This window comes from Streptomyces katrae (assembly GCF_000966975.1).
Taxonomy (GTDB): domain Bacteria; phylum Actinomycetota; class Actinomycetes; order Streptomycetales; family Streptomycetaceae; genus Streptomyces; species Streptomyces katrae.
Window position 1 is genome coordinate 1 of sequence record NZ_JZWV01000479.1, and the last position, 14,667, is coordinate 14,667.

16 protein-coding genes are annotated in these 14,667 nt (G+C 69.0%); 10 read left to right on the top strand and 6 right to left on the bottom strand.

Going from position 1 to position 14,667, the window contains the following annotated elements; translation table 11 throughout:
- Nucleotides 1–668 precede the first annotated feature (668 nt).
- The gene (locus VR44_RS45085; protein WP_157880336.1) at nucleotides 669–812 is read right to left on the bottom strand and encodes a hypothetical protein; all 144 of its coding nucleotides are present in this window, start codon (nucleotides 810–812) and stop codon (nucleotides 669–671) included.
- A 582-nt stretch (nucleotides 813–1,394) separates the two neighbouring features.
- Here VR44_RS45085 and VR44_RS17715 point away from each other — a divergent pair.
- Both VR44_RS17715 and VR44_RS17720 read left to right on the top strand, forming a co-directional pair.
- Nucleotides 1,395–1,610 carry a DUF397 domain-containing protein gene (locus VR44_RS17715; RefSeq protein ID WP_045948487.1) on the top strand — a complete coding sequence of 72 codons (216 nt, stop codon included), beginning with the start codon at nucleotides 1,395–1,397 and terminating at the stop codon, nucleotides 1,608–1,610.
- Nucleotides 1,611–1,800: 190 nt separating this feature from the next.
- The gene (locus VR44_RS17720) at nucleotides 1,801–2,643 is read left to right on the top strand and encodes a helix-turn-helix domain-containing protein (RefSeq protein ID WP_157880337.1); all 843 of its coding nucleotides are present in this window, start codon (nucleotides 1,801–1,803) and stop codon (nucleotides 2,641–2,643) included.
- On the opposite strand, the gene VR44_RS17725 is transcribed toward VR44_RS17720, so the two are convergent.
- The 3 genes from VR44_RS17725 to VR44_RS17735 all read right to left on the bottom strand — a co-directional run bounded on the left by VR44_RS17725 (nucleotide 2,640) and on the right by VR44_RS17735 (nucleotide 4,562).
- Nucleotides 2,640–3,428, bottom strand: coding sequence for an SAM-dependent methyltransferase (locus tag VR44_RS17725; RefSeq protein WP_045948489.1), 789 nt, complete (start codon nucleotides 3,426–3,428; stop codon nucleotides 2,640–2,642). The genes VR44_RS17720 and VR44_RS17725 overlap by 4 nt on opposite strands.
- 216 nt (nucleotides 3,429–3,644) lie before the next feature.
- A complete protein-coding gene (locus VR44_RS17730) occupies nucleotides 3,645–4,031 on the bottom strand; it encodes an RNA polymerase sigma factor sigma-70 region 4 domain-containing protein (RefSeq protein ID WP_052713673.1) in 387 nt (128 codons plus the stop codon).
- Between the two features lie 270 nt (nucleotides 4,032–4,301).
- Nucleotides 4,302–4,562 (bottom strand): hypothetical protein, encoded by a 261-nt coding sequence (locus tag VR44_RS17735; RefSeq protein WP_045948490.1) that lies wholly within the window; start codon nucleotides 4,560–4,562, stop codon nucleotides 4,302–4,304.
- A gap of 343 nt (nucleotides 4,563–4,905) precedes the next feature.
- Between VR44_RS17735 and VR44_RS17740 the strand changes: the two genes are divergently transcribed.
- Nucleotides 4,906–6,450 carry a hypothetical protein gene (locus tag VR44_RS17740; RefSeq protein WP_157880338.1) on the top strand — a complete coding sequence of 515 codons (1,545 nt, stop codon included), beginning with the start codon at nucleotides 4,906–4,908 and terminating at the stop codon, nucleotides 6,448–6,450.
- On the opposite strand, the gene VR44_RS17745 is transcribed toward VR44_RS17740, so the two are convergent.
- Together VR44_RS17745 and VR44_RS17750 are read right to left on the bottom strand one after the other, a co-directional pair.
- Nucleotides 6,399–6,968 carry a flavoprotein gene (locus VR44_RS17745; RefSeq protein WP_045948492.1) on the bottom strand — a complete coding sequence of 190 codons (570 nt, stop codon included), beginning with the start codon at nucleotides 6,966–6,968 and terminating at the stop codon, nucleotides 6,399–6,401. The two genes, VR44_RS17740 and VR44_RS17745, sit on opposite strands and share 52 nt — an antisense overlap.
- Entirely contained in the window at nucleotides 6,965–8,215 is a 1,251-nt protein-coding gene (locus VR44_RS17750) for a helix-turn-helix domain-containing protein (RefSeq protein WP_045948493.1), read from the bottom strand. Before VR44_RS17750 ends, VR44_RS17745 begins: the two co-directional genes overlap by 4 nt.
- An 82-nt stretch (nucleotides 8,216–8,297) precedes the next feature.
- On the opposite strand from VR44_RS17750, the gene VR44_RS17755 reads away from it, so the two are divergent.
- The 7 genes from VR44_RS17755 to VR44_RS47280 all read left to right on the top strand — a co-directional run.
- The gene (locus VR44_RS17755; RefSeq protein WP_157880339.1) at nucleotides 8,298–8,774 is read left to right on the top strand and encodes a hypothetical protein; all 477 of its coding nucleotides are present in this window, start codon (nucleotides 8,298–8,300) and stop codon (nucleotides 8,772–8,774) included.
- A gap of 136 nt (nucleotides 8,775–8,910) precedes the next feature.
- Nucleotides 8,911–9,333 carry a hypothetical protein gene (locus VR44_RS17760; RefSeq protein ID WP_157880340.1) on the top strand — a complete coding sequence of 141 codons (423 nt, stop codon included), beginning with the start codon at nucleotides 8,911–8,913 and terminating at the stop codon, nucleotides 9,331–9,333.
- Between the two features lie 358 nt (nucleotides 9,334–9,691).
- The gene (locus VR44_RS17765; protein WP_045948495.1) at nucleotides 9,692–10,381 is read left to right on the top strand and encodes a sigma-70 family RNA polymerase sigma factor; all 690 of its coding nucleotides are present in this window, start codon (nucleotides 9,692–9,694) and stop codon (nucleotides 10,379–10,381) included.
- Nucleotides 10,378–12,117, top strand: a complete 1,740-nt coding sequence (locus VR44_RS41305; RefSeq protein WP_157880341.1) for an IclR family transcriptional regulator domain-containing protein — start codon at nucleotides 10,378–10,380, stop codon at nucleotides 12,115–12,117. The genes VR44_RS17765 and VR44_RS41305 overlap by 4 nt, the downstream gene beginning before the upstream one ends.
- A gap of 79 nt (nucleotides 12,118–12,196) precedes the next feature.
- Nucleotides 12,197–12,343, top strand: a complete 147-nt coding sequence (locus tag VR44_RS45090) for a hypothetical protein (RefSeq protein ID WP_157880342.1) — start codon at nucleotides 12,197–12,199, stop codon at nucleotides 12,341–12,343.
- A 347-nt stretch (nucleotides 12,344–12,690) separates the two neighbouring features.
- Entirely contained in the window at nucleotides 12,691–14,037 is a 1,347-nt protein-coding gene (locus VR44_RS17775) for a DEAD/DEAH box helicase family protein (RefSeq protein WP_094191726.1), read from the top strand.
- A gap of 333 nt (nucleotides 14,038–14,370) precedes the next feature.
- On the top strand, nucleotides 14,371–14,667 hold a 297-nt coding region (locus tag VR44_RS47280; protein ID WP_245691909.1), incomplete at its 3' end, for a transposase family protein.

Here is a 14,667-nt window from a genome sequence, read left to right on the forward strand (position 1 = left end):
GCCGGGCGGCGCGGGTCAGGCAAGATCCGGAAGAGACGGCCTAGCACCGCCGCTGCCTGACCGGCCTCTCCCGCTTCGAGGCCGCCCTGGCCATCATGCAATCCGCACCCGAGCACTCCTGGACAGCCCGCGAGATCGCTCCGGAGCGCTCTGGACGCGACTTATCCGGCGCCCTCTGCCGTGGCCAGCAGTGGGAAGGCGGGCCTGGCCTTCAGCCGTAGTAGGTTCAGCCACCGAATCGTGCGAGCAGTCTGGCGGTGTCGTCGGTGTTGCGTCCGAGGCCGGCGGCTACCTCCGCGGCGTCGTGGTCGCGTGCGTCGTGGGCCGCCACATAGGCGGTTCACTGGGCGCTGAGTTCCAGGCTGAGGGCCGCCTTGATGGCGGCGTCGGCGAGTCCCAGGCAAGCGTTTCGATCGCGGCACTGACGCTGCGCAGGAGCGCCTCCAGCTCGCCGGGAAGGGGAACGGTTCCCTCTCGTACAGTGCTGATGTGCCGGTCCCAGTCCTCCTCGCAGTGCTCGGCGGTGCTGCACCCGCTCTCGTGGAAGGTCTGCTCGCCGGCTGGCTCCCAGTCCACGGGGTAGGCGGTCCCGGTCCAGCCGCATGAGCATGCGGGCCTCAGGACATCTGCCTTCGGGCGCGTGGGTGGGTGCTGCCGTCGTAGACGCTTCAGTGCCTGACGTCCCGGCCGTAGCTGTCCGACGCCGCGCCGAAGCACACCGGCGTGGGCGTGGTCCCGTGTGCGAGGAGCACCCTGACACGGCCTTGGTGCGAGGTGTCGTACTCGCACGTCCAGGTCTCGTCGATCTTCATGAATCCCTCCTGCCCGTTGCGAGGCGGCGACCGTCGGCTCGCATACAACGATCGCGCCGTGTCTCCCGTGGTCAGGTGAACTCTGGACGTTCGCTCTGCCGATGGGCGCTCGGCGGGCGGGGGTGTGTGCCCGGCGTACATGCGGGTCGGTCTGGTGGGGCGCGAGGTGGTGCGTGGGGTGGTGCGTCGAACCGTCCACGACTTTTGCATGCATATTGCACTTGAATTCTGGCTCGTCGGGGGGTGTCTGGGAGGCCGATCCCGAGGGGTGATTGGCCAGAAGATGTGTTGCTGTTCAGCCAATCTTGTAGGCGCTCTCACTTGCGGCTGCGGGGGTGCGCACGGTATCTAGATTCGGATTCTTTTCGTACTGAAAGAAGTGCTCCTCCGGGGGACGGCGTCGGCATGGCGTGGGGGCTAGGGTCGCCATCACCGTGCAGGGCCGTGAAAGTTTCACGGGCCTGGGGTCCTCGGATCGTGTTCGAGTGAAGTGGTTGTGGGGCCGGGGCGCGATGCCGGGTCAAGAGTGCAGTTCGGAAGCGGAGAGGGCAGGTTTCTGTGGAGAGTGTGTTCCGGAACGGGATGACGGCGGATTCGATTTTGAATGTGCGGTGGCGGAAGGCTTCGGCGAGTGACCCGTTCGACAACTGCGTGGAAGTTGCACGGCTCGAGGACGGGGAGGTGGGCGTGAGGAACTCGCGGTTCCCGTCGGGGCCGGCCCTGGTGTTCACGAGGGACGAGATGGTCGCCTTCATCGATGGGGTGAAGAAGGGCGAGTTCGATGGAATGACTGTCTGAAACGGTAGGGCCTAGGGTTGCCGTTGCGGCGGGGGGACTTCACGATGTGTGCTGGCGCAAGATCGCCATCGTGAACGAGGAGTCGCGCGTGGCCGCACGGCCTTTGAGTGTTGTCGGCGGGGCTGATCTTCCGGAGGTTCCGGGGTCGGTCCCGCCTCCGCATACGGTCCGTCAGCTCCTGGGCGTGCGGATGAGGGCGGCTCGCAAGGCCGCGAAACTGAAGATCGCCGACGTGGTGGAGCGAGGCGTGGTCAGTTCCCAGTCGGTTCTCAGCAGGATCGAGAACGGGCACGAGAACGTGACCGTCAACGAGAAGCTGATCGAGGGTCTCCTGGCCTTCTACGGGGTGACCGACCCGGAGGAGCTGCGGGTGATCCGCCGCCGGGTGGCGGAGCTGGAGGGCCAGTCGGCATGGTGGACCGCGCACGACGGCCTGGTCGTGGGTGAGTTCGCCGACCTGTTGTATATGGAGAGGGCGGCCGATCGGATCACCGTCTACGAGTCCGTGTTCGTGCCGGGGGTACTGCAGGTGCCGTCCTACATGGACGCGGTGATGACGCACGTCTGCCTGACCCCTGAGGAGCGCGAGCGCGCTCACAAGCGCCAGCAGCTGCGCAAGGACCGCCAGAGGCTGCTGGACGACGAGGGCTCCCGGCAGTACACCGCGATCATCGAGGAAGCGGTGCTGCTGCGGACGGTCGGCAGCCGGGCAGTGATGCGTGAGCAGCTGCGCCACCTGCTCAACCTGTGCGAGAACCGCAAGTCGGTTCACATCCGGGTGTTCCCCATGTCCGCCTGGGAGCAGGCCCTGCCCATGACGGCGTCGGTGACGCTGTTGCAGTTCCCGCGCGACCGGGGCGGCCAGGACATGCTGTACGCGGACACGGCGGGCAGTGGCGGCTCCTGGCTGCGGGAGCCGAGGGGCGAGATGGTCAAGGCGGCGCTGGAGCGGGTGCGTGAGCACGCGTGGGACAAGAGGGAAACTCTGAAGTTCCTGGACGCGCGGATCGCCGAGCTGGTCGACCCGCGCTAGCGGATCCGGGCGACGCCGCCGCAGGCGATCCAGTCAGCGCCGGCCGGGCGAAGCGCGAGGCCGGTGTCGGGGAGCCAGGTGGATACCTCGACGGGGGCAGGGTGTTCGAGGAGGTCTGATCCGTCGAAGAACCTGGCGATGTCGGCGGTGGACCGGACGCGGCCCCAGCTGCCGATGGTGCGCTTCATGAACGCGCTGAGCTCTTCGCGCGAGGTGGCGTCGTCGCTGGCGATGTGGGAGATGACGAGGTAGCTACCGGCCGGGAGGCGGGCGGCGACGTCACGGACGAGGAGCCAGGGGTCGTCGTCGTCGGTGAGGCAGTGCAGGACGGAGACGAAGAGGGCGGCGACTGGACGGTCGTCGGCAAGGATCCGGCGCACGCGCGGAACGCTGAAGATACGCTCCGGGTCTCGGATGTCGGCTTCGACGACCGCGGTGGTCAGCAGGTCCTCTTCGAGGACCATACGGCCGTGGGCACAGACCATGGGGTCGTTGTCGATGTAGACCACGCTGGCCGTGGGAGTGACTTCTTGGGCCACCTCGTGGACGTTGGGGCGGGTGGGCAGGCCGGTCCCGAAGTCGAGGAAACGACGGACGCCATGGGTCTGTGCGAGATAGCGCACCGCACGCACCAGGAAAGCCCGGTTGGCCTGCGCCAGTTGCTGCATGTCGGGAGCGATGTCCAGGAGTTCAGCGCATGCCCGGCGGTCGCTGGGATAGTTGTCGGTACCGCCGATGAGGTAATCGTACATTCGGGCATAGCTGGGCCTGGTGACATCGATCATGGGATTGGTCGGCTCCCGATGGCGCCGGTCTGCCCCGTCGCAGATCCGGCAGTTGAGTAGCGCCACATGGTAGGCCCACTCGTCACGGCAGCACCAGGTCGCGATGATGTTGCGGTGATGCGCGGGAGGTGAATCAGCCGCTGCTTTCACGCGGGCGCAGACGCCGATGCCCGGGCCCTGACCTCGCAGAATGCGTGGAATATGCGCCTGGAGAATTCACTTCGGAGCGGACAGCGTGCGCAGTGCGGCGCGGTGTAGGACGCGGAAGGCGCTGTCGGAGATGCCCATCAGCTCGGCGGCGGTCTCGGCGGGCAGGCCGAGCCGGTGGCGCAGGATGACCGCGTCGGCCTGCGGGCAGGGCAGGTCAGCCCCGCAACGGGACCCGCGCTCGGCAGCGTCCTCGATCAGGGAGGTGAACATCTCCCACACCGCGGCGGCCGGGGACGCACAGGCCAGCGCCTGGGGCCAGCACGGGGCCAGTGCGTCGAGCGCGTGGTCGGCCAGACGTGCGCCGCACCGGGTGCTGGAGAGCCGGACGGCGGCGTAGCGGATGTAGAGCGGCCGGTACCGGGAGCAGAACGCCTCGTAGGACGCGTCCGTCACGGTGTCGGTCGGAGCGTAGGGCCGGCGGCTCCGTGAGTTGTCTCGCACGGCTGGCGGCTGGCGTATGGGGCCGGGCGCGGGGGAATGGCGGGCAGGCTGGGACACGGCAGATTCGAGCATGAGTACCCTGGGCGATCGCTTTTACGGGATTAATTTCCGAATAGCGCTTTGGCCGGATCTCATCGCTCCGAACGGGGCATTGCTGTCCCGCGGGCTGGCGGCCGGCGCGCGTCGAGGGCCCGGCCGGGGATACGGCCGGGCCCTGCTGGTTCAGCTGCGGCGAATACGCAGGTACGTCACGACCGTTCCGTCGGTCAGCACGGCCGGCGCCAGCGCGAGCAGTACACCGGCAGTGGCGGAGCCCATGACGGTGGCTACCGCGCCGGCGGCTGTCAGGAGGGAGCCCCACTGGAAGCGGACCGAAAGAATGCTGAGTGTTTCCGTTTCAGCCTGCGGGAAAGTCGGAATGGTACGGTCGTGTGTCTTCGGCAGGGCGGCGATGGCCCCCTGCTGGTAAGCGCGTTCGATCACGCGAATCTCCTATGTCGTTTCGTGTGCGCCGGACGCATCGGTCCCGGGGGTGGCACCCCCCGGGACCTTCGCTTTGTCCGGAGCCCGCACCGTAACCAGCGGGGGCACAGGTGTGCCAAGACCGCACCCCCGTGAAAACGGAACCCCATCCCCCAGAAACTGCGCCCGAGCTGACGGCTCTGCACCCCGCACGGCGACTCAAGCAGCTTGAGAAGGCGCACACTTCACAACAAATCGATCACATGCGGTCATGCAGTAGGGCTCGCCCGAGAAAACGATCACCGGTACAGCAGAGCGCTGTTCACCCGAAAGAAGCAAGACCGCGGCTAGTCGGCCGGCCCACATGCACGGCGGCGGAAATCCTCTCCCTCCGCCCCTGCAGGGGGGAGGTCAATGGGGTGACGATGATTGCTGGCGGCCAATACACCCTCGGACCCTGCGCACACGCAACACCTTCGAGCCCGTCTACGGACTGAAGCAGACCGTCCAGGCCGAAGCCATCAGCCCCAACGGACCCGGTGCATGGCAGACGACCGGCCAGATCTGCGGGACCACCAGCTACGTCCACAACACCGCCAAGAACCTGATCGGCTTGCCCCAGCGCGTCCGCACCACTGCGGGCGACTGCGCACAGGCGGCAACAGGGGCGTTGCTCTCCGATAGCCGCACGGCCTATGACGCGCCGGGGGCCTTCGGCGTCGCCCCGGACAGGGGCTTGGTCTCCCAGGTCGACACCAACGATGCTGCCAGCACGGGCTGGGTCACGACTGCGCGCTCTGAGTACGACGCGCTCGGACGCGTGATCAAGGTGTCCGACGCTGTCGGCCATTCCGTCACGACGGCCTACAGTCCGGCGACTGGCCCCGTCTTCAGCATGACCGGCACCGACGTGATGGGTCACACCAGCACGGTGAAGGCCGATCCCGGCCGCAACAGTCCGATCGAGAAGACGGACATCAACGGTCGCAAGGTCACGGCCGCCTACGACAACCTGGGGCGCTCGACCGCCGTATGGACTCCGTCGCAGAAGCCGGGGACGGACAAGGCTGCCTACACCTTCTCGTACCAAATCAGCGAGCACGAGCCGCCTGCGGTCACCAGCAGCACCCTTCAGGACAACGGCACCTACAAGCAGACCGTCGACATCTACGACGGCCTGCTGCGCCCACGCCAGAGCCAGGGCGAGGCCCTCGGCGGCGGGCGGGTGATCAAGGACACGCTCTACAACGCAAACGGCACGGTCAGCCAGACACACAACGCCTACTACGCCGAGGGCGCGCCGACGAAGCAGATCTTCGTCCCGGAATCCGTGTTCCACGTCCCGAACTCCACCGCTACGGCCTATGACGGCCTCGGCCGGGCCGTTCGCGCCACCACGCTCCACTCCGACGTGCCGCAGTACTCCTCGACCATCCAGTACGGCGGGGACTACACCCTCAGCCGCTCGGCCATGTCCGCCGACGGCAACACCCCGCTCCCGGGCAGCCGCGCCTCGAAGACCTGGACCGACCCCCTGGGCCGGACCTCGGCCGTCGAACACGCCACGGCCTGGGACCTCACCTTGCGCATCCGCTTGTCAGGTGCTCATCTGCGCCGGCGCACATCCGGCACGAACACCCAGCTCACACGCGTTTCTCTCCACCACTGCTCCCGCCCGGCGGGCGGGAGCAGGAGCTCGAATTCGCCGCTCGGCCGTCTGCGCCAGGTCTGGGCCGACGGTCCGCGGGTCCCCTCAGGGCGTGATCGGCAACGTGCTGGCCGGCGTCGTAGGCGTGGAGATCCGCGTCACCGCCGCGGCTCTGCTGTCCGGGGCGCGGCGGGTGGACCGGGCCGGCGTCAGGTGGTGCGTGGTTCGTCCAGGGTATCGAGGGCGAGGTCCCAGGGGTAGGCGTCGACGTTGCCGTGCTTTGGCGGGTGGGGGCGGAATCCGGGTCCGGTGCCGTCGTCCAGGAGGTAGCGGACTCCTGCTCCGCGCAGGGTGGCGATGGCGGGGGCGAGGGCGGGGTGCTGGGCCTGGGCGGCGTTGATGTAGGGGAGGGCGACGACGGGGCGGTGGGGCATGCCGAGGGCTTCGGTGATGAGGCCGAGGGCGAGGGTGTCGGCGTGGCCGGCCGCCCACTTCGTGGTGGTGTTCAAGGTGGCGGGGGCGACGAGGAGGGCGTCGGGGTCGGGCAGGACGTCGGATTGGGAGGGGAGTTTGTAGGTGTGGCGGACCGGGTGTCCGGTCAGCGCTCGCCAGGCGTCGAGCTCGCTGTCGCCGCCGGCTTCTTCGACCGACCATCGGTGGGCGGCGGGAGTGAGGACGAGGGCGACGTCCCAGCCTCGGGCCTGGGCGGCCTTGATGCCGGTGGTGACGTGGCGGGCGGGTGGTGCGGCGCAGGAGATGACGTACAGGGTTCGGGTCACCCGGGTAGTCCACAGCGCTCGGCGAGCGCGCGCAACCGCCCCTCGGCGCTCCCTGCGCCCAGAAGGCGGAGGTCCTCGACGAGTTGGTGGGTGCGGGGGCGGCCGAGGACTTCCTCGGGGGCTTCGCGTTCGGCGTCCAGGAGGGTGTCGACGGCCTTCTGTCGGTTCCCGGCCTGGGTGTAGGCGTGGGCGAGGTCGGTCAGGAGGTGGGCGCGGCGCTCGCGCGGGAGGGCGGCGCGTTGGTCGGCGGTGATGGCCTGGGCGACTGCGGCGCCGGCTTCGCCTTCGTAGAGCTTGACGTGGGCGGCGAGCCGGTAGAGGGAGACGTTCGTGGTGTTGAAGGCGGTGAAGAGGGCGTTGCCGTCCGCGTCGGGCGGGAGCTGGCGGGCGTGTTCGTCCGCCTGGGCGAGGAGGTCGGGGACCTGGCGGGCGGCGGACGGTGCGCGGCGGTCGGTGAGGGTGGCGGCGGTGGCCTGGGCCATGGCGGCCTTGAGGTAGAGCATGCCGAGGGTGGACAGGCCGACGGCCCCGCGGCCGGTGAGGTCGGGGGTGAGGCGGGTGGCTGCTGCCTGTGCGAAGGCGGCGGCTGCGTGGGGCTGTTCGTCGGCGGTGAGTGCGTCGGTGAGGTGGCGGGCGGCGGAGGCCTGGATGACGGGGTCGCCGGAGCGTTCGGCGGCCAGGACGGCGCGGTGGCCGGCGAGGGAGGCGATGTCGGTGGCTCCGGCTTTGATGGCGAGGGCTTCGGTGAGCTGGAGGGTCATGGACAGGGCGCGGTAGGCGGTGAGCTGGTCGTCGCCGTCGTGGAGGGCGGCGGCGTGGGTGGCGTCGGTGAGGAGGGCGGGGATGCGGCCGCTGAGGCTGGTGAAGGCGGCGCTGGCCTGGAAGAGGCGCCAGGCGTGGTGGACGGAGCGGCGCAGGGTGTCCACGTCGAGCGGGTGGGCGCTGGCGTCGGGGGTGCCGGTGGCGATGTCGTGGCGGTGCAGGGCCACGCGGATCGCCTCCATCTCGCCCGCCGCGTCGGCGGTTTCGTCGGAGGTGGTGTCGGCGAGGAGGACGGGCAGGGGGACGGCCAGGACGCGGGCGGCGGCTTCGAGGACGGAGAGGCGTGGGTCGGCCTGGCGGGAGCCGGCCTCCAGGTCCTGGACCCAGCGTTTGCTCTTGCCCATCAGCGTGCCGAACGCGGTCTGGGTCAGGCGGCGGCGCCCGCGCCAGCAGGCGATGTTCTCTCCGATGCGGCGGGTGTCCATGAGCACGGCTCCCCAAGAGCGGTGGAATCTGGCACGCACACTGCGTGCCTACATACCGTTGTACTCCGCCTACGGTGCGTCCATGACCCGATCCGACAACGGCACCCTGCCGTGGGCTGCCCTCCTCGACCCGACTCCCGAAGTCTTCTTCGAATTCCGCAAGGGCCACTCGGTATGGGCCGCGTGCGGCTGGACCTGGGACGCCGTCGCCATCACGCCTCTGCAAAGAGGCCTCGCGGCCCTCGACGAGCTGGCTCTCCCGATGGACGGCGAATACACCGTCATCGCCGACCACGCGCGCCAGGAACTCATCGTCTACATCCCCTGCGGCACAGGTGCCGTCCTCGACGGCCTCCCGGGCGTACGTGTGCTGGGCCGGGGCACCGACCTCCTTGTCCCGGCCGGCCAGTACGGGACCTTCGCCGCGGCCTGGCTCAGCCGCCCCCGCGGCGAAGCCGATGAGGCCTTCATCACCCCCGCCCGGCTGCGCGCCGCACTCCTCGCGGCGGATGCCGCGCACCACACCTACGAGACTGCGGAGCCCGCCCGCGCCGAATAGCGCTCCCCCGCTCCCCTTCACCCTCACCGGCTCCCGTGTACTGCCCCTCGGGCAGCCGGCGGGGGCCTTCCTCTGTTACAAGAAGGCACGCACACTGCGTGCCCACCCCTGCGAAATGGGGCCGTACGGTCCGGACATGACCGAGACCCACCACACCCTCTCCGTCCCCGCCGCCGATGCCACGCTCCAGCCTCAGGTGTTGAGCGGCCCCTCGTTCGGTCAGGACCTCGTCCGCACCCTTCATCAGGCCACCAGCGTGGTCGGCGGTCTCTCCTTCCATGACGTGGAGACGAGCGACATCGAGGTGTCCGCCTTCGGTGCGATCGTCTGCACCGGCGACACCCCTGCCGACGCCCTCCAAGCTGCCGCCGCAGTCGCACGCCAGGCCCCCGGACTGGAGATCCACGCCCTGGCCTGGGCCCGGACCGACGGACCCCGCGAAGGCACCTTCGAGTACAAGGTGACGATGACGGTCACCGCCCCCGACCCCGCCACGGGCGAACACAGCGGCGCCACCCACCAGGAGCGCGGCCGCCACCTTTTGGGCCAGCCTAAGTAGCTCCGGGCACCATCACCTCCCTGACGGTGCGCCGCGCTTGGCGATCGGAACGGCTCCTTTGGTGATCGATTCACGCTCGAATGATCACCGTATTTGCGCGTTGAAGTTTTTTCGGGGTCGCGTGTACCCAAACGAGGCCTCCCGAACGCTGTCCTTCTTAGAGGCACCCGCGAAAGGACCCACGGTGCTTGATCTTCCTAGGAGGACACGTGCAGCTGAACGCTGCGCTGCTGGTGGCCGCAGTCGAGCCACCGGTGCCACCCGTCGGCCCAGAACGGATCGCTCGGCCGGCTCCCGGCCGCATAGCGGTTCGCACCAGCGACCGGTGCCAGGGACGCGGCGGTTGCGGGGTGGGCTGGTGAGCGACGTGGGCACTGCCGAGCACGATGACCCGGCTGGCGCGACGCGCGACACCTGGGGCCGTCACCTGTCCCATCCGGCATCCGAACCGGTCGGCATGCCCCATGTGATCCGAGACGGTTCGGTGCCTCTGGTGCCGGTGCCGCCGCAGCCGGAGGCCCCGGATCACTGGACACCGGAGCAGGTCGCGAGGTTCCAGGAGTACCACGAGCGGTACGCGGAAAAGTTCCTCTGGTACGCGGACGCGAGACTGCCCAGCCGTTTCGACGCTGAGGACGCCGTCCACAGCACCTTCGAGTACGTGGTGGAGCAGTGGCCCAGGGTGACGACGATGGAGTTCCCTTCCGCCTACGGCTGGACGGTGCTCAGGAGCCGGATCGCCGACCTGCACCGCGAGGGCAGCCGCATCGGCCCGGTCGACGACGAGCGGCTGCAGGAGGAGATCGGCCAACGGCCCGTAGGGGACCACGGCGAGGAGATCGTCAACCTGATGAGCCTTCTTGAGGAGATCAGGGAGCTTCCCGAGCGCCAGGAGCAAGCGCTCGTGCTGGACGCGCTCGGTGTACCGGTCGAGGAGATGGCCGAGCTCATGGGGATCAAGGAGGAATCTGCGCGGATGAATCTCAAACGGGCCAAGGCCCGACTGAAGCGGCGGCTTGACGCTGAGGGATGGAGGCGGAAGTGGTGAGCCAGGCGGACACGTCCTGGTCCCTTGATGCCGGCGCCGGGGCTGACAGCGGATCCCGGCTGCGGTACGACGTCTCGGCCGCCTACGACCGGCTGATGGTGTCCGCGGCCAGTCGGTGGCCTCTGCCCGAGCACCCCGGGGTCACGGCCAGCGAGGAGGCGGAGCGGGAACTGGACACGCTGTGCCAGAGCGTTGTGCTCGACCCCCAGTCTGGTCTCGACATCGGTCTGCTCGCTGAGGACTTCGGCCTGACCACCAGCGGCGCGGTGGCCTTCGGCTGTCTCCTTCACTTGGTCCGTGACGAAGCCGCCTCCTTCTGGTGGGAGTTCGCCGCTGGCGCGGGGGAGCACGAGGCCGCCTACCTCTTGATGCTCGACCACAAGCGACGCGCCGAACTCCGCGACGCGGAGCTGTGGCGCGAGCGGCTCCACTCGGCCCTGACCCCGCGGCCGGAGGGCCCCACCGGTCGCGGCTGGCGTGACCAGCCGCTCCCGTCCGCAGAGCTACGCCAGAAGCTGCACCAGGCCACCCGCCATGCCAAACGCCACGAGCACGAGGACCTGGGCGTGATCGTGCTGGCGACCCCGCGTCTGGCCGAGGCCCTCCAGGAGCTCACCAGCACATCCCTGACCCCGGACAACTCGCGTGAGGACGCCTCCGTTCCCGGCCAGCCCGCTGCGGCGGCGAACGGCCTGCGCGGCGGCCCCGAACCGGCTGAAGACGCGACGGCCGCACCGGCCGGCTCGGGCCGCGAGACGGGCGCCCCGCCGGTACGGCCTCAGCCGCCGAAGGGATGGACGCCACCGCCGGGCAGGCCCGGAGAGGCCTTCGACCAGAGCGGTCACGCTCCGGCGGCATGGGAGGACTCTCTTCGGGTCCTGGACGTCCTCCATCTCATCCGCGAGACCGGATCCGCCGACATCCCGACCGTCGCCCGAACCGCGGGGATCACCCCTCGTGGAGCAGCCGAGCTCCTGTCGTGGCTGGCCGACAACAGTCTCGGCCGCCGCCTGGACGCGCACACGTATGGTCCCGGCCCCCTTCTGGTCGAGATCGCGCGCGGCAACTCCATTCTGCAGGGTGTCCTTGACCAGCTGTGTGCCGACACCGGCGCGGCGATCTACCTCAGCACCTACACCGACGGGGAGATCCTCATCCCCCCCAGCGCCTCGGGCCCGCAGGCCCCCCAGGTCACCGTGACCGTCGACTTCAAAGAGACACCGCACGCCAGTGCCGTCGGCAAAAGCCTGCTCTCCCAGCTACCCCCCGCCGAACGAGCCGACTTGCTCTCCCGGCACCGCCCCAAGCCCCTGACTCCCAGAACCATCACCAATGCCGACCGGCTGATCGACACCATCGACCGATACGGCCCGCAGAGCCCCTACTTCGACGTTCTCGAGTACAGCGACGAGGGGGTCTGCGTCACGATCTCGCTACCCCTGGCCGGGCAGGCGTGCTCGGTCGCGCTTTCCCTGCCCCTCGCCGAGCACCACCGGCTCCTGGACTCGGCCGAAGCTCTCAGCAACCGCTCCACCGGCCTGTTCCTCGCCCTGGTGCTCGCCACCAACCCCACCACCCCTGCCCCTGTCGCACGTCCCGTGCCGGAGCGCGCCGAATCGGGACTTGGCCTCACCCGGTCGGGGCTGTGGGCCCCACGCCCCGGCCTGGCGACACCTCCCGCCCTCATCCCCCACCTCGCGGACCATCACCCGCGCCTGCTCTACACCGCTCGCTGAACCGCCTCGGGGCCCGGCACCAGGCCGGGCCGGGCCCCACCACCCCCGAGACAGCCAGAACCCGAACAGGACCACGCACATGCTCAACGAGCCTGCGGACAAGCTCCCCTCGTCCGACAGCCCCGCCCCGCCACCCACCGCCAGCCAGACGATCACCAACTGGCTCGTGCCCACCGCCCTCCTTCTGGAGATCATCGGGCGCGCCATGACCATCTTGGCCGGCTGACCCCGCCAGGTGCAGCACCAGCCGGCCAAGGGCCGGATTGCCGGGTGCCGGGCCGATCTACTTCCGCTGGGTCCCCCATCGGCACCGTGGGCGCCGCAATGGCTATGAACTGAAAGTCACTCTTAGTAGCGACAGTTTCACTTAACGTGCCATAGCGCGTATGGTGTTTCCTCGGCTCGTGAAGCCGCAGGATCCGTACGTTCCGACCCGTGACCGCAACGTACGTGCATGGATCCGAAGGTGCCTTGCATCAACACGACGCAGCTCTATTTCCCGCAGCGTGCTATCAGTCAGGCCACCCGCGGATCACCGGATCTCCGCGAACGGCCCGGACCGAGGACGTTGCAATGACCGCAGATCACGCCCGGAAGAGCGCTGCCCGACAGCAGGCGCATATCTCGGGACAGAATTATCTGCAGGCCGCTTTCAACATTGCCGCAGGCGCGCCCGAACCGGTCCGCGCGGCAGGACAGCAGTTCGTCTTGTCCTCCGACTTCTGCGGGTCCTTCGCCGGGGTGGTGCACGACCGGAAGTGGCTGGTCGACGTGTATCCGGCTCAGGCGGGGCGAGGCCTACCGCGCGGGCTCACCCCGTTCGAGGCCCCGCCCCACTCGTGGGAGCGGTACGTGCAGGGCGAGATCAACCATCAACCCCTCCCTCCGCCCCCTCTTGCGGGAACCGTTCCGCCCCTGCGTGAGTATCAGCAAAATCAGGTCGCAAGGCTGCTGTCCGCGCGGCGTGAGAAAGCTCCCGGCTATCTGTGGGCTCTGCCGACAGGATCCGGGAAGACGCCGATGGCCGTCAGGGCGGTCTGTGCGGCAGCGGGGCAGACACCGCAGAAAATCCTGGTGGTGACGCGCCTGCCCATGGTCCCGGCCTGGCGGGCGGCCATCGACCGCTTCGCCACCAGCCGCCACCGGTGGGTGGTGATCAACCCCGAACGCCTGTGGCGGCTGCTGCGCCACCCTGACGCCGACCTGCACCGGATGCCAACAGACGGAGCGGCGAAGCTCGTCGCCTACGAGGGCGTACCGCGGGTCGACTGGGACACGGTCATCGTCGACGAGTGCCACATGCTCGCCAACTTCGAATCGAGAAGGACCCGCACCCTCCAGCGCCTGCTGGCTCGCAGCGACGGCGGGCACGCGTTCGCCATGTGGGCGTCGGCCACGCCGTTCTCCGAGCCGGAGGTTAGCGCCTACCTGGCCAGGCTGATCGCCCACGCGGCCGGTGTGCAAGCCCCTGCCGAGGGGGCCGACTACCGCCTGTGGCTCAAGGAACTGGGCATGCGGCTGAACAACGACCGGCGGGGGCGCTGGTACCACCGCTTCAACCGCGCGGATGTGAGCCGTCTCAGGGCCCTGCTCTACGAGTCGGGGGTGGGCTCCGCGGCGACGGCGTCGGACCTGGATCTGCCCGAGCAGGAACGCGACGTCGTGCCCATCCAGCTGTCGGAGCCGGACCGGGTGCGCTACGAGCGGGCCTGGGAGGAGTTCCGCCGCTCCGAGGGCCTGGCTGTATTCTCCGACCTCGACCCGGGGTCCTACCGCGTCGAGGCGCTGCGCAAGGTGCAGAAGGCGTCGTTGGTGAAGGCCCCGTACGTGGCGGACATCGTGGTAAAGCAAGTGCGTCAGGGCCGGCAAGTCGTGGTGCCGATGTGGTTCGTGAAGTCGATCGAAGAGGTAGCCGTGTGAATCGCGCGAGGGCTGCGCAAGGCGGGCCTGGAGGAGCGGGTGGTGGCGATCACCGGGCGCCACGTCGAGCTGCGGGAGCGCAAGCGGGTGGCGTTCCAGCGGGGTGAGGCGCTGGTGGTGGTTCTCAACGCGTTGGAGGGCACCGCCTTGCTGAGCGAGGGCCCGTGCCACCTTCCGCGTCTGCTGGGATTTCAGCAACTCAAAGATGGCCAGCAGAGCGCAGATGCCAAGCTTGATTCTTGTTGCCAAGACAGGACCAAATTTGGAGCCGGGCTCCTTGCTGCGGGGCGCCAGTTGCACTATCGGCGTCGAGGCGTGGAGGCCCGGTCCACGATGGGCGGGGCATCCTGCCCAAGCTGTGGACTGTGGTCAGTGCGAGTGCACGGGTTGTACCTGCTGTTTCCTCGCGATCTTCCGACCGCCGGCCAGCACGTGGTGTTGTCCTTGAGAGTTCGCCGGTTCTCCTGCAGGGAGACTGCCTGCCCTCGGCGGACCTTTGCCGAGCAGATACCTGGCCTCACCCGCCGATACGAAGGCGAACCCAACGGCTGCGCTCGGCCCTCGCATCCGTCGGCCTTGCCTTGGCCGGCCGTCCTGTCGCCCGGATGGCCCATGCCTTCGGCGCACGGG